Raw genomic sequence first — 22635 nt, forward strand, 5'->3', positions numbered from 1 at the left:
GCTCAGGCTTAAATGACCACGCAAAATTGATCCTATGACCTTACGTACAGACAGCTACTTTAGCGAAAAATACTCGCTCACCGCGCCGCATTCCGAAGTCGCCGCAGCCATGCCGTATCTGGATGGCGGCAAAGCCCTGGACGTCGGCTGCGGCAGCGGTCGCAACACGCTTTATCTCAACAATCGCGGCTTTGACGTCACGGCCTGGGACATTAACCCGGCTTCGCTGGCGCGGCTGGAGCAGATTATCAGCGCGGAGAACCTCAGCGGTATCCATCCCTCTATTCAGGATCTCAACCAGCATCGTTTTAACGGCGCCTATAATCTGGTGCTGTCGACGGTGGTGATGATGTTTCTACAGCCGGAAACGATCCCACAGCTGATTGCCGACATGCAGGCCAGCACGGTGCGCGACGGTTACAACCTGATCGTCGCCGCGATGGATACCCAGGACTACCCATGCGATCAGGGTTTCCCCTTTGCCTTTAAGTCCGGTGAACTGAGCCACTATTACCGCAAGTGGCACATCGTGAAATACAACGAGCATGTCGGGCAGCTGCACCGCAAGGATGAGAATGGCCAGCGCATCTCCCTGCGCTTTGCCACCCTGCTGGCGCAGAAGGCCAGCGTGAAAGCGTAATTACTTGCTCAGGGCGGACGTCGCCAGATCCTGCAACGGCAGCGCTTCACCGATGGCGACGCCCTGCAGATAATCCACGCCCAGCTTGCGCAGCGCGCTTGCGGTCTCCTCGTTTTCCACCGATTCGGCAACGATCTGCATGCGCTTGAGGCGGGCCACCATGCAGATTGACTCGATAATCTGGTAATCAAGGCTGTTATTCAGCATGTTGCGGATAAAACTGCCGTCGATCTTCAGCATGTCCACCTGCACCACTTTCAGGCTGGCGTAGCTGGCATAGCCAGTACCGAAATCATCAATTGCCACGCGGCAGCCTAACTGGCGCAGTTGGGCAATGGTTCGATTAACCCAGCTATGATCGCTGAGCATCGGCGATTCGGCGACTTCAATGATCAGCTGCCACGGTTCAATATCGCTGGCTTTCAGCCGGGCAGCCAGTTCAGTGGCCAGCTGAGGGCGACAAAGCGTGGCGGCAAACAGGTTAACGGCCAGACGGATCCCCGGCAGCACAGCGCGGTGACGGTCAATAAAGGTTAACGCCTGGTCCAGCACCATGCGATCCACTTCCCATGTCAGGCCAAATTCCTGCACGACGGGCATAAAACTCGCTGGCTTGATGTACTCGCCCTGCGCATTCACCATGCGCAGCAGAATTTCATAAAAGTCATCGCCGCGCACACCGTGGATTTTCTGCGCCACCAGGCAAAAACCGTCGCTCTGCAGCGCCAGTTGAACATCGCGCAGCATTTCCAACTTTTCACTGACGTGACGCTGGACCGGGACCTTCTCCGTCTGTTGCAGATTTTCCGCATGGCCGCTGCGCAAGGAGATCTCCGCCATCGCGCTCATTTCCCCCAGCAGTTCATACAGATGTGATACGGGCGGATAAACGCTGCAGTGGCTGATGCCGACCTGCGGATGGATCGGCAGGCCATCCCAGCTCAGACGATAATCTTTTAACCGCGCTTCTAACCCTTCAATGCGAGCCTGGTAGCCGATACTCCCCAGGCGCACCACCAGGTCAAACCCCGGCAGCTGATAGATCCCTTCACCTTTAAGGAGGAAGGGTTGCAGATGACTGGCCAGACTGCGTTTATACTGAATCCGCAGCTTCAGGCCATAGGTTCGGCTCAGGCGGTCAAGGTCGGGAATACGTAAAAAGCAGAGTGCCGAACCGGCATTTTTTGCCAGGTCCTGATTTAAGGCGCGCAGATTCGGCATGCCAATGACCGGATCGGTAAGCGCCATTTCGCGAGCTTTTGCCAGTAAACGACGCTGGCGGGTGCTGAGGGCCGACATCAATAAGATCGTCAGCGTAAACACCAGCAAATTGGCTGAGATCACGGCGAGGTTGTAGGGTTCAACCAACGGGTCCATAAAGCGGTCACGCAGCTGATAGAGCACCACCAGCAACGTCCCCCAGCACAAAGAGGTGAACAGATAGCCAAAGCGCAGCGCTGCCCACAGCATCAGCGGTAAAAGCAGGGGGATACCATACTCGGTCGTCAGCAGATTATTGGTCGTAGTGCGAAACTGCGTCAGCATAATCAGCGCAGCGAGCATCAACGCCAGCCAGCTAAACCACTCGCGCAGCGTAACCCCGGCAGCAAATTGCTGCTGGCAGCGGCCGCTCAGAATACGTAGATAATAGGGGTTGCGAAAAATGCGCAGCATAAAGTAGAACAGCTGCACGGTAGCCAGGGAGGCCAGCAGCACCGATTGATAGTTCAGCAGCGTATGCAGAGAGTAGAAATCATGAGCGAATACTGAATTCGTCACGGGTAAAATGCCTATCGGCATCGCCAGCTGCATCATTGCAATAAACATCGTCGGCATGGCAAAGGCCAGCCAGAACAGGCGTGCAGAGACCTGGCTCACCTCTCCGAAGCTAATCCCCCAGCGCTTTTTGGTCTGTGCGCGATAGCCACTCCAGCCCAGCACCAGCGTAGTCATAATTAATAAAACAATCACCGTCGCCTGAGTGCCGGTGTAACGATGAAAATAGTGCCAGCATAGCGCGAGGACGATACCCGGTAGTGCTCCCCAGTCAAAAACCATCAGCAAGGCGATCATCAACGCCAGCGGCAAATAGATGAGATAGACGTAACCTTCAGGGAACCATAACCGGACCGACATTGAGGAGGCCACAGGCATCAGCAGTAGGGCGAACAGGAGCGGTAGCCCCCACCAGCGGCGAGAGAGTGTTTGCAGCATTACCAATTTAGTCATGAGGGTATCGTAGAATTTAGTATTATTAGCAGGTTTTATTTATTCTAACCAACAATCATGTTGAGAATTGGTGAAAAGTATTATTAAATCCTGAGTATAGTAGAGCTAAAATCTCACTCTAATTTGATCTAAATCAGTTTATTTTATAATAAATGCTATTCCCACCATTTGATCAAACCACCATCGGCCAGAACAGATGTTATTCTTCAGCGGGCCAGTTGTTGATCGTGGCGCAGGATCGTTGACCTGCACGCGATGCTGTGCGTAAATTGTTCATCGCCCGCACGGGCACATTACAGGAAAAATTGCGTGAATAGCGCTATGTCATTTAAAAAACGTCAGAAAACCGGAAGCATGACGCGAGTTATCTTGCTGGTGAGTTTTATCATCTTGTTAGGACGCCTGATCTTCGTAGTACCCGGTGCTATCGAGCATCATCAGCAGAAAAAACTGCTACCTGCGAACCCAGTCAGCGTCGTTAACGACAAATAGCCACTGCCGGGTGGCCATGCTGCAAACGCTTTTCGGAGCTTTTGCTGACCCGCTGATGCCCAAAATCAGCTAAGCTATATGCGCTCCGCTTCCCTCTTTATACCTGAAAACCCTCAGGCTGCAGCTCACGGTTCTGCCGTCTGGAGTGGTTAAAGTTCAGTCTGACAAAAGGATGTTGTATGTCCGTAGCGCCTTCTCATGTTCAGCAGTTAGCTGAAGTTCGCAGCCGTATTCTGAACCTGCTGCTGAATGATAAAGACCTCGTCGATACCCTGCTGGAACGCCCGCTGCGCGAGTCCGAGGCTGAAGCTGAGGCGCATCGCGAGCAGGTTGAAGAGATTAAAGCCACGCTTCCGGTACTGCACGCGGCCGATATTGCTGACCTGCTGGAGGCCCTGCCCGAGGATGAACGCCTGGCGCTATGGCGGCTGATTGGCAACGATCGCCGCGGCCGGGTGCTGGTTGAAGCCTCAGAAAACGTCTGGGAAAGCCTGATTGAGGAGATGAGCGACCGCGATCTGCTGCGCGCCATCAAACCGCTGGATATCGACGAGCAGGTTTATCTGGCTAAGTATCTGTCGCGCGACCTGACCGGGCGCCTGCTGACCTCGCTGGATCCGGAACTGCGTTCGCGCGTGCTCGACGTGGTGGATTTCGACCGCGACCGCGTTGGCCGCATCATGGATTTCAAGCTGGTCACGGTGCGCGCCGACGTGACGCTGGCGACCGTTCAGCGTTTTCTGCGCAGTAAGAAAACCATCCCCGACGGCACGGACAAGCTGTTTGTCACCGGAAAAAATAACAAGCTGCTGGGCGAACTGCCGCTGACGGAAATCCTGCTGAATACTCCGGAAAAGTTGGTGTCGGAGGTGATGAACGCCAAACCCACCACCTTTCTGATTGACGATAAAGCGGAAGACGCGGCCGGTGCCTTCGAACGTTATAACCTGATCTCCGCCGCCGTTATCGATGCCAAAGGCAAGCTGATGGGGCGCGTCACTATCGAAGATGTCGTCGACCTGGTCAACGAAACCAACGACAGCAGCATGCGTAAAATGGGTGGGGTTAATCCTGAAGAGGATGTGTTTGCCCCGGTGCGAAAAGCCGTGCGTACCCGCTGGGCCTGGCTGGCGGTCAACCTCTGCACTGCGTTTGTTGCCTCACGCGTGATTGGCCTGTTCGAGGCGACGATTTCCCAACTGGTGGCGCTGGCCGCATTAATGCCTATCGTCGCCGGGATTGGCGGCAACACCGGCAATCAGACTATCACCATGATTGTGCGCGCCCTCGCCCTGCATCAGGTGGAACCCGGAAACTTCTCGTTCCTGATAGGGCGCGAGCTTGGCGTGGCGCTGATTAATGGCCTGTTCTGGGGCGGCATCATGGGGGGCATTACCTGGGCAATGTACGGCAACCCGGCGCTGGGCGGCGTGATGATGCTGGCAATGGTGCTGAATCTGCTGCTGGCGGCCTTGATGGGGGTGCTGATCCCCCTGCTGATGACCAAATTCAAGCGCGACCCGGCGGTGGGTTCCAGCGTGCTGATTACCGCGCTAACCGACACCGGTGGCTTCTTTATCTTCCTCGGGCTGGCCACGATCTTCCTGCTGCCCTGATCGCAGGATGTGACGCACTTTGTTATAAAATGATAATTAATGGTTTAATCTGTGACTTATCGCGCAGAACAAATTCCCCGCAGCGCCTAACCTAACAAAAAATAACAAACCTGCACGTTAATTAACTTCCGAAGGTTGAGGATCCCCTCAGCGTTCGGAAGGCGGTTTGCTATTGCCTGAAAAAGGACATCACCCTACCCCAGCTAAAGGATGCTCTATGAACTCATCAGCCACGGTTCAACCGCAGATAACGGCCGCAGACGACAGGGAAGAAACTATCTGGCGCCGCGCCGTCTGGCGCATTCTGCCTATCCTCACCGTAAGCTACATTTTTGCCTATCTCGACCGCATCAATGTGGGCATTGCCAAACTTCAGATGTCCAGCGATCTGGCATTTTCTGAAACGGTCTATGGCCTGGGCGCCGGGATCTTCTTTATCGGTTTCTTCTTTTTTCAGATCCCCAGCAATATGGCGCTGCATCGCTTCGGCGCGCGCCGCCTGCTGGCCGCGCTGCTGATCTCATGGGCGGTGATCGCCCCGCTGACCGCGCTGGTGGCGACACCGTTCCAGTTTTACGCCGTGCGCTTCCTGCTGGGGCTGACCGAATCGGGCTTTTATCCCGGCGTTATCCTTTACCTTTCGCTGTGGTTCCCCTCCTACCGCCGCGGCAAGATGTTTGCGCTGTTTGCCGCCGCCGTGCCGCTATCGGGACTGCTTGGCGGACCGATTTCGGGCTGGATCATGGAGTATTTCCATAATGTTCAGGGCATCGCCGGCTGGAAATGGCTGTTCATTATTCAGGGAACCCCCTCCCTGCTGATTGGCCTGCTGGTGTTCTGGCTGCTGCCGGACCGCATCGACACTGCCCACTGGCTCAATAGCGAGGAGAAAGCGCTCATCGCTGAACGCCTGCGTGAGGATGCGGTACAGGAGCCTGCCGGGGCGCAGGCCAGCCTCGGAGCCGTGCTGCGTAACGGCAAGCTGTGGCTACTGACCTTTATCTACTTCTGCCTGATTGCCGGGTTTTATACCGTCAGCTTCTGGCTGCCGACGCTGGTGCGCAATGCCGGCGTTGAGGATGTGTTTACCGTGGGTCTGTTAACCGCTATCCCCTATGCGGCAGCGATAGTCACGATGATTGTCGCCTCACGCAGCGCGGATAAGCACCGTGAGCGCCGCTGGCATCTGGCGCTGATCGCGGTGATGAGCGGCGTGGGCATGGTGATCTCCGCGCTGTACAGCGACAACCTGTGGGTGGCGATGTTTGGCCTGACGCTCGGTGCCGCTGGCGGCCTCAGCACGCTGCCGCTGTTCTGGAGCCTGCCGACCGCGTTTCTCGGTGGCACCATGGCCGCTGTCGGTATCGCGCTGATCAATTCGTTTGGTAACCTGGCCGGTTTTGTCGCGCCTTATATGATGGGCATCCTGACCGACCTGACGCACTCCACGTTGACCGGCATGATGATTATTTCCTGCACGCTGTTTGTCGGTGCCGCTGCGATCTTCCTGATCCCCGGCCGCATTGTTAACCGCTAATTTATCGAGGTTGAGTTATGAATATCGTCATTACCGGCGCTGCCGGATTCCTGGGGAAAAAACTGGTTGAGGCCCTGTTGGCAAAAGGCTCACTGCGCGATGCGCAGGGCAAGTTGCAGGCAATAGAACGAATTACCGCTATTGATATCGTGCCGCTGAACGGCATCGAGGATGCACGCCTGAAAGTGCTGAGTGGGGATATCAGTAACGCCACCGAGCTGGAAACGCTGATTGATGAGCGAACCGACAGCGTGTTTCATCTGGCGGCGGTGGTTTCTGGCCAGGCAGAGCAGGATTTCGATCTTGGAATGAAGATCAACGTCGATGCCGCTCGTCAGATCATGGAGCGCCTGCGCGCCCTGCCGCAGTGCGTCAGGCTGGTCACCACCAGTTCAGTCGCGGTATTTGGCGGCCAGCTGCCGGATAAAGTGGCGGATGACCAGGTCTGGATGCCGCAAAGCTCCTACGGCACGCAGAAGGCGATGAATGACCTGCTGCTGTCGGACTACAGCCGCAAAGGATTTCTCGACGGCCGCAGCCTGCGCATGCCGACCATTGTGGTGCGCCCGGGAAAACCCAATGCGGCCGCCTCCAGCTTTGCCAGCGGGATTATTCGTGAGCCGCTCAATGGCGAGGCCGCCAACTGCCCGGTCAGCCTGGATACCCGGCTGTGGCTGATGTCCCCGGCAAGAGCCGTCGCCGCATTGATCCTCGGGCACGAACTGGAGCGCGCGCAGCTCGACCAGGGCCGGGTCATTAACCTGTGCGGCCTGTCGGTAACGGTTGAAGAGATGCTCGGCTCGCTGCGCCGTATCAGCGGTGATGAGGTGCTGGCGCGTATCAGCTACCAGCCAGACCAAGCGATTATCAATATCGTGAACTCCTGGCCCGGTGATTTCCATGCCGACTATGCCCGTCGCCTCGGCTTCCAGGCCAATGCCTCATTCGATGAGATGGTCAGGGAGTATCAGGCAGAGAGCGGTGGCGCTTAAGCTCTTTACTGAGGTTAAAGGTCAGTGCGGCGCCTTCAAGTTGGCGGAAGCCCCGGCGAATTTCACCTCAGGTCTGCGGATCTTCTTTCTGCAGATTGTTATCGCCGAGGCCGCCGATAAACGGCAGGCGCAGCTGGAACGGCGAGATGCCCACACCGAGGTTGAGGCCGAGCACGTTGATTTCAACGCCCTCTTCAGCGCCGACGGTAAGCCCGGCGACGCCGAGCAGGGAGAGCTGCACGCCGCGCCCGGACGGCGGCAAACCTATCGGGTTGCGCAGCGAGCGGTAGTCTTTACCGATGGCGTTCGCGGGCATATTCAGCTTCAGCTCGGGGACTTCGCGGCCAATGTGCGCGAGGAAAGTGTTGCTGTTTGGGCCGGGCCAGGCATGGTAAGTTTGCGGCCACGGGTAGGAGGCTATCGCCGCTTCGATTTTCGGGATCATCGCTGCGGCCAGCGGACCGCGGCGCTCCAGCAGCACGCGCGGGCGAGCGCCGAACCAGTAGCCGTCGGGGATATTGCGGTTAAACCGCACTTTGTCGCCGCTCCCCCAGCCAATCACCTCAACGCGCTGATAATGCGTTTCCCCTTCGCGCTTGTAGATAATCCACGGATGCACCGCCACCACGCCTCTCCAGCCATAGGTTGGGGCCACGTAAACCTGAATAATGGCGCTGGCGGCATTACGCAGCGGGTCCGGGGCCTGGCCGGAAGAGTCGCGCCGCGCCGTTGCCCAGCTCTCATTGCCTGCGCTCTCCTGGCGGTTAGCCTGCGCGAGGCTGACGCCGAGCGACAGCAGCAGAATGCAGGCAAAGACCAGGCTCAGGGCTTTCAGTGAGATCATCATGGGGGTTCCTGTACTTCGCGGGCGGGTTTGATTGCCATTATGTCGGGATATGGCGGGGCTGTGGAGAAATATTTATCCGCTAACGGTAATAAAAAAAGCCGGTAACATTGCAATGTTACCGGCTTTCATCTGCGAACGTGCTGCAGTCGAGCGTTATGCGCTCAGCAGCGGCTCTGCCGTTTTCTCAACCAGTGCCAGCAGCAGCTTGATGTCCTGCAGCGTCACGGTTGGGTTCAGCAACGTCATTTTCAGGCAGGTCACGCCATCCGACTCGGTCACCCCGACGTTGGCACGGCCGGAATCCAGCAGTGCATCACCAATTCTCTGGTTCAGCAGCGCGATATCGGCATCGCTGCTTTGTGCCAGTGACGCTGGACGATAGCGGAACAGAACGCTGGCCAGCTGCGGCTGCATCACCAATTCCAGCGCAGGCTGCTCGCTAACGTACTGCGCCACTTCCTGCGCCAGCGTAACGCCGTGATCGATAATCTCGGCATACTGCTTTTGCCCTAATGCCTCCAGGCCCATCCACAGCTTCAGCGCATCAAAACGACGCGTGGTTTGCAGTGATTTGGACACCAGGTTAGGCACGCCCTGCGCTTCGTCAAACTCAGAGTTCAGGTAAGCCGCCTGATAGCGCATCAGCTCATAGTGGCGCGCGTCCTTCAGCAGGAAGGCACCGCAGCTGATGGTCTGGAAGAACTGCTTGTGGAAGTCGAGAGTGATGGAGTCCACCAGCTCAATGCCGTCCAGATAGTCGCGGTACTTCTCAGACATCAGCAGCGCACCGCCCCAGGCCGCATCAACGTGCACCCAGATCTGGTGTTCTGCCGCCAGCGCGGCAATCTCACGCAGCGGGTCGATAGCGCCCGCATCGGTGGTGCCCGCCGTTGCCACGATAGCCAGAATCTGCTCGCCGTTAGCCTGCGCCTGCGCCACTTTGGCGCGTAAATCGTCGATGTCCATCCGCGCAAAGCGGTCGGTTTTCACCAGCGTGACCGAGCGGTAGCCCAGCCCCATCAGTGCCATATTCTTCTGCACCGAGAAGTGGGCGTTTTCAGAGCAGAACACTTTAATTTTGCTCAGATCGCCCGGCAGACCATCCTGCTGTACCGAGTGGCCGATGCGCGCAAAGAAGGCATCACGCGCCAGCATCAGGCCCATCAGATTGCTCTGGGTACCACCGCTGGTGAACACGCCCGCATCGCCAGGCTGATAGCCCACCTGGGAACGCAGCCACTCAATCAGCTTCACCTCAATAATGGTGGCTGACGGGCTTTGATCCCAGGAGTCCATGCTCTGGTTAGTGGCATTGATCAACACTTCAGCAGCCTGGCTGATCACCAGGCTCGGGCAGTGCAGGTGCGCCACGCACTGTGGATGATGCACCGACAGGCTGTCCTTTAAGAAGTACTCAACCGCACGCTCAATCGCGGCCTGGTTGCCCAGGCCCTGAGGAGTAAAGTCCAGCTGAATACGTTCGCGCAGCTCGGCAACAGATTTCCCCTGATACATCTCAGGCTGCTGCAGCCACTGCACCACAGCCTTGCTGGTCTGTTCAATCACCCGCTGGTACGCTTCGGTACTTTGCGCAGAAGCGGCCAGAATTGGATTTAACCGGGACATCAACTTACTCCAATCAAACAGGTTTTACGCCAGAGGACAGCAGGGCGTTTTCAAATTTATCCAGGAAGACGCTCAGCTCTTCTTTGCTGATCAGCAGCGAAGGCAGCAGGCGCAGCACGCAACCGTTACGGCCGCCGCGCTCCAGGATCAGACCGTGCTCAAAGCAATTCTTCTGGACCAGTGCAGACAGCTCGCCGTCCGCCGGGTGGCAGCCCATCTGATCCGGTGCTTCGTCAGGTTTAACCAGCTCAATACCGATCATCAAACCGAGACCGCGCACGTTGCCGATGACCGGGTAGCGTTTCTGCAGCTCAGCCAGCTGGCCTTTCAGCCACTCGCCCTGCTCTGCCACTTTGGCCGCAACGTTGTTGTCCTTCAGGATCTTCAGCGTGGTCAGGCCGGTTGCCATCGCCAGCTGGTTACCGCGGAAGGTGCCGGTGTGATGGCCAGGAGACCAGGCATCGAACTCTTTCTTAATGCCCAGCACGGCCAGCGGCAGACCGCCACCGACAGCTTTGGACATCACGATGATGTCTGGCTCAATGCCGGCATGCTCGAAAGCGAAGAATTTACCGGTACGGGCAAAGCCAGCCTGCACTTCATCCAGAATCAGCAGGATGCCGTGCTCTTTGGTCACTTTGCGAATGCGCTGCAGCCACTCAGCCGGAGCCGGGTTGACGCCGCCTTCACCCTGAACGGCTTCGAGGATCACCGCCGCAGGTTTGCGCACGCCGCTCTCAACGTCGTTGATCAGGTTTTCGAAGTAGTAAGTCAGCGCTTTAACGCCAGCCTCACCGCCGATACCCAGCGGGCAGCGGTACAGATGCGGGTAAGGCATAAACTGCACTTCTGGCATCATGCCATCAACCGCTTCTTTCGGAGACAGGTTGCCGGTCACGGAGAGCGCACCGTGGGTCATACCATGGTAGCCACCGGAGAAGCTGATCACGCCAGCACGGCCGGTCACTTTTTTCGCCAGCTTCAGCGCAGCTTCAACGGCATCAGCACCGGACGGGCCGGTAAACTGCAGGCAGTACTCTTTACCCTGGCCTGGCAGCAATGACAGCAGGTACTCTGAGAACTGATCTTTCAACGGGGTTGTCAGGTCAAGCGTATGTAACGGCAAGCCGCTGGTAATGACATTCTGGATACTTTGCAACACATCAGGGTGGTTATGTCCAAGTGCCAGCGTTCCCGCACCGGCCAGGCAATCAAGATATTGATTATTCTCAACATCCGTGATCCAAACGCCCTGGGCTTTCGCAATTGCAAACGGCAATTTGCGTGGATAACTCCTAACATTCGATTCAAATTCAGCCTGACGGGCCAAATAGGTTTCATTGTTTGCGTTTAATGTAGTCGCACCTGAATTATCAATACGGACTTTATCCGTCATCATATCTCTCCTACAACCAGGGTCTCGTTGGTACCGCGGTTGAATAAATGTAATAAGAAAAAGACTATGTAAAAAGCGCGGCCACAATATAGCTTTTTGCCCCACATCTCAATGATTTATTTTGTTTAGATTTTTAGGTTTTTTATCATGCTAATCAATAACTTGCTTCGTACCTAACCGATCGTGCTGTCTTCAACACCTAAGAAAGTGATTAATAATGCAGCAAAGTGGAGGTACGCGAGAGGGTAAGTAGTTCAGAGGAAAGGAGAAAAAGCCTGCGGCGAGGATTAGTTATAACAATTAAATAACATCTGAATTTTGTAAGGAAAAGCAAATTGGCTGCGGACTACGTCAGGACGTGACCAACAGGCCAGATGAAAGGTGAGCATCGTTAATTAAACCATGCCGAAATCTGCTGAGGATTAAGCGCAGCATTTCGGCACAGAGTGAGTCGGGGTTATTTCAGGCCCTGAGCATTAAGCATTTTCACCGTGGCATCCACGTCTATCTCATCTTCCGAGAAGATGAGCGTCGTTCCCTGGAAGGTGGTGATCGCCAGTTTTTTCAGCGAGCGCATCTCGCCAGGTTCCGCGGCGGCTTTCGGCCTGATGCTGTTCATCAACAGGCCGACGGACAGCACCGCATTTTCTTTATCAATACGGGTGTCGGCAGGCACTTCTTCGCTGTAAACCAGCCAGGACTTGATTGAGGTGAGCTTGAGACGCTCGCCAGCGATAAAGATGTGGTTACTTTCCGGCGCAACTTTCACCGCGAACGCCGACAACCCCTTGGTATTCGTGGTCGGCTCGAAGGTGACGGCCGCATCTTTCTTGATCAGATCGGGATTGACGACCTTGATCACATGAAAATAACGGTTATCGCCGTTTTCATCTTTGATAAAGCCAAAGCCTTTATCTTTAAACCAGGTTGTGATCGTTCCGTTCATCGCCATTACCGCCTACCTAATCGTTTATCTACTCAATTTTTGCAGCGCGCAGTGTAAAGCACAACGCCCGCGCAGACCACGCCTTTGCTGTTAGTCTGGACGAAAAATTCCCCGTGCGCGAGGCTACTCGTTGCCCCACTGATTGAGGAAGTTGGCGATATCATCAATGCGCTGCGGGTCGATGTTGGCTTCAACCGCCATCTCTTTCTGCCCTTCCTCGCTGATCTCTTCATTATTCATCAGGCGGGTCAGCAGCAGCTGGAAGTAAAGCGCCAGCGAATCACGCTCTGCTTCACTCACCGGCTTAGCGCATTCGGTCGCATACTCATCGGCGATATCATAATATTTCAGCGGGACATCATTATGCATAACAGACTCCTAGGGTAAATTTATGCCCGACAATGGCCGGGTCGTCTGGCCGCGATCTTACCTTAACCAGCCTGACTTGTCCTGCTGACGCGCTGGGATTCGCAACCTGGCTGAAAATTCTTTATCATCCGCTGCCACTTCTTCTGCAGGCAATTTGATGTCCACGATTATCGATACTTTTATTGCCCCGCCCTGTCATGAAGAGATCGCCATCCTCTGGCAGGACGATCATCTGCTGCTGATCAATAAGCCCGGCGGGCTGCTCAGCCTGTCGGGGAAGAATCCGCAGAATCTCGATTCGGTCCATTATCGGCTGGTGCAGACCTTTCCGGGCTGTACTCTGATCCACCGCCTGGATTTCGGCACTTCCGGGCTAATGGTGATTGCGCGCAATAAAGCGATCAATGCCGCACTCTGCCAGCAGTTCAGCCAGCGCAGCGTGACCAAGGTATACAGCGCGCTGCTGTGCGGACATCTGGAAAACGATGAAGGGATCATTGACGCGCCGATCGCCAAAGATCCGGCGCTGTTTCCGCTGATGTCGATTTGCGCCACCAGCGGCAAGCCTGCCCGCTCGCGCTATCGGGTGGTTGAGCGCACGGTACACTTACTGGCAGAGGGGGCAAGAGTGCCGGTGACGCGGGTGCAGCTGATGCCGGAAACCGGGCGCACCCACCAGCTGCGTATTCACTGCCAGCAGCTGGGGCACCCTATTCTGGGCTGCGACCTGTATGGCGGCCTGTCACAGCCCGGCATTAAAAGCACGCCACGGCTGATGCTGCACGCCAGCGAGCTGCATTTTGTTCATCCCGTAAGTGGAGAACGGATCGCAGCGCGCAGTGACAGTCCGTTTTAGCCACGCTGCGTCATTACCACATCAGATCGTCGGGCACTTTGAAGTCCGCATACGGATCTTCTTCGTCCTGCTCTTCCTGGCTCAGCGCACTGTTCAATACGATACTGTTGGCATCGCGCTGGGCGATTTTATCGGCCACGCTGGCGGGGATGATGGCATACTGGCTCTCACCGCTGGTGTCGTTGACCAGACGAGCAATCGCCAGACGGCCGTTAATCAGCTGCGCCTGAGTGGCCTTGTCTACCGCGATTTTTTTAATCAGATTGTTATCGGTGAAGTTAAAATCAATATCGCCTCTTGAGACGGTGACTTTATTCATTTCAATCAGCTGCTTCACCTGCGCTTTGTACTCTTTCGACAGCGCCGCCTGCTTTTGCTGTTCGCTGAGCTGCTTGTCCCGCTCAATCTGCGCTTTTTTATTCTCTTCTACTGCCTCTCTGGCTTCACGCGCCTGAACGCGGGACTTTTTCGCCGTTCTCTCTACCTTGGCCAGTTTCTTACTGGACACCAAACCCGCTTTCAGCATCTGCTCTTGTAGAGTGAGTTTTGTCATTTCCGCTCTCGAATCCATTAAATAATAGCGGAGGATTATACCCGCAATTGCCCAGGCTGTAACAGGCAGTCGCCGATCATCCCCGGCTTTCTGACAGATTACGCGGCAAACCCGGCAGCCACTTTATCCCTGGCACAAGGTTTTTAGCCCCTCAAGCGGTATGAACCCTGTCACAAAACGCGCATCAGTTTTTTTGCCCGAAACCGACACGCTAACGCCGAGGCGCTTTGTTAATGGCCCGTTAACGCTTAATACCGCCAGTTGTTAACAGAAATTGATGCGTCAAACGCATCAGTCTATGAGTTTATTGCGCTTATTTACTTTATTTCGCTGATTCAGTCTGCAGAAACAGGCGCGCTACAAGCGTCAATAACAAACTGGAGATAAAGATGCTTACCTCTCACGCACCCATGACAAATCGGGCGAGATTTAGCGCGATCCTGCGCGTTACCTCTGGCAACTTTCTTGAGCAATTTGATTTCTTCCTGTTCGGATTTTATGCCACCTACATCGCCCATACTTTTTTCCCGGCCAGCAGTGAATTTGCCTCGCTGATGATGACCTTCGCGGTGTTTGGCGCTGGCTTCCTGATGCGCCCCATCGGGGCAGTGGTGCTGGGCGCCTATATTGATAAAGTCGGCAGACGTAAAGGGCTGATCGTTACCCTGTCGATCATGGCGGCAGGCACCTTCCTGATCGTGCTTATTCCGTCCTATCAGACCATCGGAATTTGGGCGCCGTTGCTGGTGCTGTGCGGTCGTTTATTACAGGGGTTCTCGGCCGGCGCCGAGCTAGGTGGCGTATCCGTGTACCTCGCCGAGATTGCTTCACCGGGGCGTAAAGGCTTTTACACCAGCTGGCAATCCGGCAGCCAGCAGGTCGCCATTATGGTGGCAGCCGCGATGGGCTTCGCGCTGAATGCCCTGATGGAGGAGAGCGCTATTCGCGACTGGGGCTGGCGCCTGCCCTTCCTGTTCGGCTGCCTGATTGTGCCGTTCATCTTTTTCCTGCGTCGCAAACTGGAAGAGACCGAAGAGTTCAGCGCCCGTCGTCGTCACCTGGCGATGCGCGAGGTGTTTACAACCCTGCTGACAAACTGGCAGGTGGTGATAGCCGGTATGCTGATGGTCGCCATGACCACCACGACGTTTTATTTGATCACCGTATATGCCCCGACCTTCGGCAAAAAAGTGCTGATGCTGAGCGCCTCTGACAGCCTGCTGGTCACCCTGCTGGTCGCGGTATCTAACTTTCTCTGGCTGCCGATCGGTGGCGCCCTCTCCGACCGCTTTGGCCGTAAGCCAGTGCTGATCGCCATGGCACTGCTGGCGCTGGTAACAGCCTACCCGGCACTCAGCCTGCTGGCTGAAGAGCCCAGTTTCTCCATGATGCTTACGGTGCTGCTGTGGCTCTCATTTATTTATGGCCTTTACAACGGCGCGATGATCCCGGCATTAACGGAGATTATGCCAGCGGAGGTTCGGGTCGCCGGTTTCTCGCTGGCCTACAGCCTGGCGACGGCCATATTTGGTGGATTTACCCCGGTTATCTCTACCGCACTGATTGAATACACCGGCGACAAGGCATCACCAGGCTACTGGATGGGCTTTGCTGCACTGTGCGCCTTGTTAGCGACGCTGTATCTGTATCGTCGCAGCACCTTATCACTGCAACCCACCGCCTGAATCAGGGAGTTCGTCATGCACAAAATAGTTCGTTCACTGTTCGCCATACTGCTGCTTTGCTGCGCCAGCTCCGCCGCGCTGGCCAAAGAAGTGACCGTGATGATTTCCGGCGGCTTTAAGGCCGCCCTGGAGAAACTCGCCCCGCAATTTGAAGCCAGCAGCGGTGATAAAATCACGCTGGTATCCGGACCCTCAATGGGTAAGACGCCGCAGGCAATCCCCTCGCGGCTGGCACGCGGAGAGAAGGCCGATGCGGTGATTATGGTCGGCGACGCGCTGGAAAATCTGGAAAAAGATCGCTGGATCCGCCCGCATTCACGCGTGGAGCTGGCCGACTCGCCGATTGGTATGGTGGTGAAACAGGGCGATGCGCAACCCGAGATTAAAACTGATGCGCAGCTGCGTCACACCCTGCTTAACGCCCGTTCTGTCGCTTACTCTGACAGTGCCAGCGGACGCTATGTCAGCAGCCAGCTGTTCAAAAAGCTGGGCATTGAGAAGGAGATGAAGGAGAAAGCCCATCAGGTTGAACGCATTCCGGTGGCCTCAGAGGTGGCAAAAGGCCACTATGCGCTCGGTTTCCAGCAGGTGAGTGAACTCCTCCCGGTCGCGGGTATCACCTTTGTTGGCGAACTGCCTGACAATGTCCAGTACATCACGCGCTTTGCCGGGGCGGTCACCGCCAATGCGCAACATCCTCAGGAAGGTAAAGCGCTGCTGGAGTTTCTCTCCTCCGCCGCGGCGCAAAAGGTCATTCACGCCAGCGGGATGCGATCCGTCAAGAGTGAGCAACGCTCGAGGGTGAGTGATACTGTTCAGTAATCAGGTTTTCCAGCTCGGTGGCTAACCAGGACTGCATGCGCCCGTTTCGCCTGATCAGGCCAACGGTGCGCTTCACCACCGGATCGGTGAGCGCCAGATGAGTCAGCACTGAATGCCCGGAGCGCGGCATCGACATGGCGGGAACGGCGGCAATGCCGATCCCCGCCTCCACCATGCCCAGCATGGTGGTGACATGGCGGGTTTCACAGATGCTGGGGCGCTCAGGCGTGATGTGCTCCAGCTTCTGATCCAGCAGATTGCGGTTGCCGGAGGTCTTATCCAGACCGACATAATCCTGCTGATAAAACTCGCGCCAGGTCAGACTTTTGCTGCCTGCAAGCGGGTGATCGCGCCGGCAGGCAGCCACGTAGACATCTGCAACCAGCGGCAAAAATTCGAGGTCGGGTTGCAGGCTGGTGGCAAAGCAGATACCAAAATCAGCCTGACCGCGGGTCACGGCTTCGATGACATTGCCTGCACTGCTATCGATAAGCTTGACGCGCACGCGGGGAAAGCGGGCCTGAAAACGGCGGATCACGTCCGGCATAAAGTAATAGGCCGCGGAAGGCACCGTGGCCACGGTCACGACCCCCCTGCGTTCCTCACTGACTTTATTGATATCCGCTAATACTGACTCCACGTTGATCAGCAGCTGCTCTGAACGCTCCGCAAAGGTCTGCCCGTAAAGGGTCAGGGTGACGCGGCGGGTGGTTCTGTCGAACAGTTTAATGCCCAAAGCGGATTCAAGCTTCTCTATCCGGCGGCTCAATGCGGATTGGGAGAGGCAGATGGACTCCGCGGCAAGGCGAAAATTTCCATATTCAATCAGCGCGCGAAAGGCATAGAGATCGTTAAGATCAAAATTAACGGGCATAGCGGCAGACAATCCTTTCAGGGTCAGCAAGGCGTAGAGCAGAAATCATAGTCAGTTATGGCGCAACGGCAACCTTTATCCTGGCTCTGTGGCGGGTGATGCAGCGGATAGCTGAAAGGCGATAAATATTGGGCATAAAAAAGCCCGCAGGTACGCGGGCTTAGCGGTGATTCATGGCTTAATCATGCCGGGAGGTTAAATCATCCCACTTCATTCTCAATAGGCACATATAAACCCTTGGAAGCGCAGTTTTTAAACCAACTGCTATTCCGTGACCATAAGAAATGCCATACGAGAAACTCTCTTGAGGGTGATATCGCTAGGAAACACCTACCCAGGGCAACACCGGTATAAAGCTGCCGCATCAACATCAGAATCCGGAGAACATCAGCCCATAATCGAATCGGGCGACCGATTAGGATATCGTCCCATCCAAGCTGTGGGAGGCCAGATAGCGGATGGGTTGAGCGGATACGGCTTGAACCTTAACGGCGCAGCGCAAATGCTGCAGCGTCATCTGCGCCATCAACCTCGGCGTCAAGCAGGCGCTCGTAGACCGTCATCGCACGAGTTTTGATCTCTGTTGGTGAGCGCTGAAGTGCAATCACAAGCCCTATAAATTCGCCGTCGTATAACCCTCCAACGGTTCTATCTGGCGATGCACGTGCAAGCTCAGTTACAGCCTCAGCGATTTCAAGCACCAGCATTTCAAAGCCAGGATAAAGCAACAGGTGCTGAAGCGAGCGTACAAACAGCAGCCCCATCGATTCTCTGAGCATATCAATATTTACTGCAATAGAAGCTAGTAGGGCTCGCGTCATCTCATCAGGAGGTAATCGCTCGCCACGATCTACAGCTGTAGATAGAGCATGAGCCTCGAACCCACTGACAATGCTTGAGACAGAAATTAGGTAGGCATGCGAACGTCTTCGAATATCGAGATCAAGTTCGCCCCACCCCGCTGCAGCTGCAAATAACACTCCAGACCTTGCAGAAATATCATTCCCGACCATCACCGCTTCGACTATCTCGCCCATCCCACAAGAAGTGGCGCTATCGACAATCACGCATGCAGCAGAGAACTCAGCACCAATCTGCCTAAGCTTACGATCGCTGTGACTGAGCCAGAAGTTGACAATCTCCTGCTTTAGGCTCGTATGCATGCGATCGCGTAGGCGCCACAACGGCTGAACTACAGCTGCATCTTCAAACGCCTCAGGAAATCTCCGCCAGATCGCCTCAATCAGTTCTCCCACTCTTGCCGCGTCCGCCCACCAAAGTTCATGCGACCTGAACATGAGGATCGCCCCCCAAACCTCGGGATCTTCAGGATGAGTAACGTGTAGTTCCAACTCCGCGAGCCAACCATCACAATCCACGCCGTCACGATGGAGATATCCCGCTGCGATCGCTGACAGCAGCGTGAAATTGCGCTGAGGGATAAAATGCATCCCCCCACCCCGGCCGAATAGTATGGCCTCAGGGCGTTGATCTGGTTTCTCATTCCGCTCACGATTAGATTTGTTTAACTCGGCATGACTTACTGTTTCTGCGGCCAGCACCTTGGGGTCGCGCTGCAGCCAGCCTTTGAGCAACTCGATGTCACGATCCTCAAGACCTTTCAGGTGTTGAGCGAGTACCTCCATGGCGCTGGCAACATCGTGGCGAAAGCTGGTCGACGAAAAGCCACGGGATTGGGCATCCCAAATTAAAGTTTTTTGTGTATGAGCGTCAACTACCTCAACCGCCGACAACTCCCTGATAGCAGCGCCAGCTACCTGCTCGTGCAGACCCGGTTGTAAACGCGGAATGATACGAAGAACACGATCTGGAAACGACTTCGCAAATGCAGCAAAAGCCCGAGACAACTCATTAACACCACCCTTCAGCCAGTGTTTCGGGTGCTCATGGCGGCCAGTATGGTCGTTTACTGCATCTAACATTTTGATAATCGCATCGTCACTGGCTTTCGCCATCTGATCGTGGCTCATGGGTGATCCAACGTACTGCGCCATCCTCCGACCGCCACGCTTTGCTTGTAGCGTGGGCTGTTCGACCTGCCACTCCTCAACTTGCCTACGACGACGGGGCGTCAGCACTTGCACAGGTAGTTCGGCAAGTAAACGCAACCTACGCTCATCAGACCAACGGAGCAATCGCCTTCTCTGGGCAGGATCTCGCTCTTCCAGTAATTCTTGCCCCCAAGGCTCCCAAGCTTCGATGTAATCGCGCACCCGCTCAATATCAGCTAGAGAGATGTTGGAAGTGATCTGGGCAATCAGTGTGCTTGACGACCAACCGCAGATCACGTAGCCGACATTATTTTCATCGTCGAACGAGTCGTTACCTAGATGAAGACGCCGTTGATCGGCCAGGAGAAACGCGAGCGCATCCTCAGCAAATACAGCCGAGTTCGCCGCCAGGGTATCGGCCACTAGCGACTGGACCTCGTCAATTTCTACAGCAACAACAGTAGCAAGCAATTTGCGCACACCTTTCGGGTCAGAAACTGCTGACTCTTCGAGCACACTCCGCAGCAGCTGCGTCAAATGCCCCTCGCCAGTGTCATATTTCCAATCGTATGGAACTGATATTGATTGCGGATACCCATGCCCGGGCCGTCCACCACCAACCTCTCGCGATGCCACCCCGACAAACCAAGGCAGAAGCCTTTCGGCACAATAGAGCGGTGCGGCTGCCGCAATCTTTTCAACACCATAAACCCTGATGCCATTGTGCCGATCCGCAGGCTGCAATTCAGCCCAAGATGAGATTAGATCCAAAGCAACCTGGGTATTACCGTTCTCATGCAAAGTCTTGGCATAATGGGATATCGCCCAATATGCCAACCTCGTTCGATTAAATATTGTACGGACATGGGCGATTGCACGATCAATCGCAATACCAGAACGCTCAAAGAGACTAAACACGTCTACGTCATGTGAAGCATCCGACCAATAGCGGTCAACCAGATCCATAACTTGGCTCGAATCCTCAGCAACTTCTCGAACGAGCAGCATGGTCGCATTCCAGCGATGCTTTTCGTCCTGTAGAAGAAAAGGAAGAAGCGGCAGCATCCCTGACCTCCAGCACGGCCATCTTATCGCTACCTGTCTGAATGCCCGATTCGATAGTGCATGATCGTTACGCGCCATCCAATCGACCCAAGCAATATCACTTGCGCTCGGATCATCAGTACTCGCCAAGTAATCGACCACAAGATGTCGCAAATGTCTGCGTGTCTTGGGGTTTGGTAGCAACAAGCGAATTGACATCTCATAGGAAGCCATATCAACCCTTCGCATGTGCTCAAGGCCGCGCAAGACAGTTCCTCGCGCAAATAAGCCTTCCTGGCGACTCCATGCGTAATCAGCTAACTCTTGTGCGGTTCGGAGTGTTTTAGCCTGGAAATCATCAAGCCATGACTGATGACTGAATCCAATGCTGACGTCCTCACGGATGACGATGCCAATCGACTCGGCCCAACGCAGCATCTCGCTGTAGTCAGGATCATAGTAAGCGGCCGGCCGCCAAAGGCTCTCATACTGCGTCATGTCGGCTGCCAGCTGCCGCAAGAACGCAAGACACGAAGCACGCGCGGCCCCTACAGGTAGTTTTTTGTCCAGCCATCGTTCAAGTAAATTTGCAGCTGTTAAATCCGTAGGATTTAAGCCAGATTTGACAAGATCGACGTATATACCGAGAGCAAAAGGTGTACGCAGCGCCTCTTTAAGACTGTCCGGCACGACCGCAGAGTCTATACCGAGCTCACCAAGCAGTGTGGATATCCGCTCGAACGAGGGCAAGGTAAGTAGTAACTCATCCGCATCAAGCAACCTAAATCGAGCGTCGAACTTCGCCTCAAATGGTCGCGAAGAAACGATGACATGAATGGGAAGTTTATTGCCATCTTGATTCTCTGCATCCTGCAGCCGAGACGCAAGGCGAAGTAGGACCTGCATGCGCTGTGAACTCTGGTCCATCACTTCACTGACAGCGTCAAGCTGATCAATGATCAGCACAACCGGGGCTTCAACCGCCAGCGAGAGAAGCTCATGTTCGATATCACCTGACATACCCAGATCGCGAGCGAGGTCGGCGAAATTCACAATATTAGGGCTGAGCATGTCGGCCTTTATAGCTAGCACAGTCTTATGGCGGGCTTTGAGGGCACAATACAGCCCAGCTAGAAGTGCTGACTTCCCAGTCCCTGCTCCTCCGACGACCAGCGTGGAGCCTGCAGGATGCCGATTGATCCGCTGGATCAGATCGTCGAACTCCGGTCGCTCTATATGCTGTCCCCAAATCAGTTGAGGCCAGTCGGCCAAACCGCGCGACCCGCGCGTGATGTCTTCCTCAACATCAGCTCTGGTGAATGTTTGTGTGCTCTTTGAGACCAAGCCAACTGCAGCGAACTGAGCCTCAATCATGGCCTCTGCATCCTTCACAGCCAAGACAAGTTCAACCTTGAAAAACCGCTGACGGACAGCAGGGTTACAATCCAGTAACGCGTCGAGATCGACTGGTCTAAGAAGCTCATATTTCAGGTTCTTCAGGGCCGCCTTGATGCCTGGCATGACAGCCTCGATCTTCAGCATCGAGAATGCTTCATACTTTTTAATGACTTCAGTAGCCAGACCTAAAAGCTCTGTTTCATTGGCAGTTAACCAAGTCTGTGGCGCATCGAAAAAATCAGTTGTAGTACTGGCAGGATCCGAAGCAAGGGCAAGAATAAATCGAAAACCAACCGGGTCCGGCATAAGCGCCGGCTCAAGCACGACATGTAGAAGGAACTTGATTACCTCACGGAGCGTGTCCGGCCGGGTGAAACCAGCTTTAACCTTTTTGCACTGAATAAGCCCAACTGGCCGCTCATCCTTCGTGAGCCAAACATCCCGCCCTTGATCAGCTCCTGTGACCATCAAGCGAGTATTGCTGTACCACGGCGAATCAGATGTAAGCCCTTGATAGATGCTGTACAGGAGAAGTTCAAAATCAGCGTCCGTCAACGCAAGATAATTTGCTCTATCTGGTCCCACACGCCCTTCGTCTAATGCCTTGACGTGAGCGTACTCAACGTTAATCTCATCATCTGTGAGGACTTTCATACTGGTCTTCCGTATTTGACGATTTCCAGCAACCGACAAAGAGCTGC

17 protein-coding genes are annotated in these 22635 nt (G+C 55.1%); 8 read left to right on the forward strand and 9 right to left on the reverse strand.

What is annotated here, in order from left to right; genetic code table 11:
* The first annotated feature begins 34 nt into the window (after nt 1–34).
* The gene (tehB, locus tag J2Y91_RS01885) at nt 35–640 is read left to right on the forward strand and encodes a tellurite resistance methyltransferase TehB (protein WP_253536905.1); all 606 of its coding nucleotides are present in this window, start codon (nt 35–37) and stop codon (nt 638–640) included.
* Here tehB and J2Y91_RS01890 read toward each other — a convergent pair whose 3' ends face one another.
* Entirely contained in the window at nt 641–2869 is a 2229-nt protein-coding gene (locus J2Y91_RS01890) for an EAL domain-containing protein (RefSeq protein ID WP_191149765.1), read from the reverse strand.
* 309 nt (nt 2870–3178) lie between these two features.
* Between J2Y91_RS01890 and J2Y91_RS01895 the strand changes: the two genes are divergently transcribed.
* The 4 genes from J2Y91_RS01895 to denD all read left to right on the forward strand — a co-directional run bounded on the left by J2Y91_RS01895 (nt 3179) and on the right by denD (nt 7506).
* A complete protein-coding gene (locus J2Y91_RS01895) occupies nt 3179–3361 on the forward strand; it encodes a YfgG family protein (RefSeq protein ID WP_048915202.1) in 183 nt (60 codons plus the stop codon).
* A 179-nt stretch (nt 3362–3540) separates the two neighbouring features.
* Nucleotides 3541–4977, forward strand: coding sequence for a magnesium transporter (mgtE, locus tag J2Y91_RS01900; RefSeq protein WP_133623081.1), 1437 nt, complete (start codon nt 3541–3543; stop codon nt 4975–4977).
* A 217-nt stretch (nt 4978–5194) separates the two neighbouring features.
* Nucleotides 5195–6514: an MFS transporter gene (locus J2Y91_RS01905; protein WP_099754924.1), complete on the forward strand. Its 1320-nt coding sequence runs from the start codon at nt 5195–5197 to the stop codon at nt 6512–6514.
* A 17-nt stretch (nt 6515–6531) separates the two neighbouring features.
* Nucleotides 6532–7506: a D-erythronate dehydrogenase gene (gene denD / locus J2Y91_RS01910; RefSeq protein ID WP_253536907.1), complete on the forward strand. Its 975-nt coding sequence runs from the start codon at nt 6532–6534 to the stop codon at nt 7504–7506.
* A 67-nt stretch (nt 7507–7573) separates the two neighbouring features.
* On the opposite strand, the gene J2Y91_RS01915 is transcribed toward denD, so the two are convergent.
* The 5 genes from J2Y91_RS01915 to J2Y91_RS01935 all read right to left on the reverse strand — a co-directional run bounded on the left by J2Y91_RS01915 (nt 7574) and on the right by J2Y91_RS01935 (nt 12690).
* Nucleotides 7574–8350 carry a DUF3750 domain-containing protein gene (locus J2Y91_RS01915; RefSeq protein ID WP_133625029.1) on the reverse strand — a complete coding sequence of 259 codons (777 nt, stop codon included), beginning with the start codon at nt 8348–8350 and terminating at the stop codon, nt 7574–7576.
* Between the two features lie 156 nt (nt 8351–8506).
* A complete protein-coding gene (locus J2Y91_RS01920) occupies nt 8507–9979 on the reverse strand; it encodes a pyridoxal phosphate-dependent decarboxylase family protein (protein WP_253536909.1) in 1473 nt (490 codons plus the stop codon).
* 13 nt (nt 9980–9992) lie between these two features.
* The gene (locus J2Y91_RS01925) at nt 9993–11375 is read right to left on the reverse strand and encodes a diaminobutyrate--2-oxoglutarate transaminase (protein WP_253539419.1); all 1383 of its coding nucleotides are present in this window, start codon (nt 11373–11375) and stop codon (nt 9993–9995) included.
* A 457-nt stretch (nt 11376–11832) separates the two neighbouring features.
* Nucleotides 11833–12327, reverse strand: coding sequence for a cold-shock protein (locus tag J2Y91_RS01930; protein WP_133623078.1), 495 nt, complete (start codon nt 12325–12327; stop codon nt 11833–11835).
* Between the two features lie 117 nt (nt 12328–12444).
* Nucleotides 12445–12690, reverse strand: coding sequence for a YmjA family protein (locus J2Y91_RS01935; RefSeq protein ID WP_048915193.1), 246 nt, complete (start codon nt 12688–12690; stop codon nt 12445–12447).
* 157 nt (nt 12691–12847) lie between these two features.
* Between J2Y91_RS01935 and J2Y91_RS01940 the strand changes: the two genes are divergently transcribed.
* Entirely contained in the window at nt 12848–13546 is a 699-nt protein-coding gene (locus J2Y91_RS01940; RefSeq protein WP_253536911.1) for an RluA family pseudouridine synthase, read from the forward strand.
* Between the two features lie 13 nt (nt 13547–13559).
* Here the strand turns inward: J2Y91_RS01940 and J2Y91_RS01945 are convergent, their stop codons facing one another.
* Nucleotides 13560–14099: a DUF2058 domain-containing protein gene (locus tag J2Y91_RS01945; RefSeq protein ID WP_133623076.1), complete on the reverse strand. Its 540-nt coding sequence runs from the start codon at nt 14097–14099 to the stop codon at nt 13560–13562.
* Between the two features lie 389 nt (nt 14100–14488).
* On the opposite strand from J2Y91_RS01945, the gene J2Y91_RS01950 reads away from it, so the two are divergent.
* Complete coding sequence (locus J2Y91_RS01950; RefSeq protein ID WP_253536913.1) at nt 14489–15784, forward strand: MFS transporter; 1296 nt, start codon at nt 14489–14491, stop codon at nt 15782–15784.
* Nucleotides 15785–15799: 15 nt separating this feature from the next.
* A complete protein-coding gene (locus tag J2Y91_RS01955) occupies nt 15800–16606 on the forward strand; it encodes a substrate-binding domain-containing protein (RefSeq protein WP_253536914.1) in 807 nt (268 codons plus the stop codon).
* On the opposite strand, the gene psrA is transcribed toward J2Y91_RS01955, so the two are convergent.
* Both psrA and J2Y91_RS01965 read right to left on the reverse strand, forming a co-directional pair.
* Nucleotides 16563–17480, reverse strand: coding sequence for an L-proline-binding transcription factor PsrA (psrA, locus tag J2Y91_RS01960; protein WP_133623073.1), 918 nt, complete (start codon nt 17478–17480; stop codon nt 16563–16565). The genes J2Y91_RS01955 and psrA overlap by 44 nt on opposite strands.
* A 485-nt stretch (nt 17481–17965) precedes the next feature.
* Nucleotides 17966–22588, reverse strand: a complete 4623-nt coding sequence (locus J2Y91_RS01965) for an nSTAND1 domain-containing NTPase (protein ID WP_253536916.1) — start codon at nt 22586–22588, stop codon at nt 17966–17968.
* Nucleotides 22589–22635 lie beyond the last annotated feature (47 nt).

Origin of the sequence: Erwinia aphidicola, assembly GCF_024169515.1 — a bacterium.
GTDB classification, from domain to species: Bacteria; Pseudomonadota; Gammaproteobacteria; order Enterobacterales; family Enterobacteriaceae; genus Erwinia; species Erwinia aphidicola.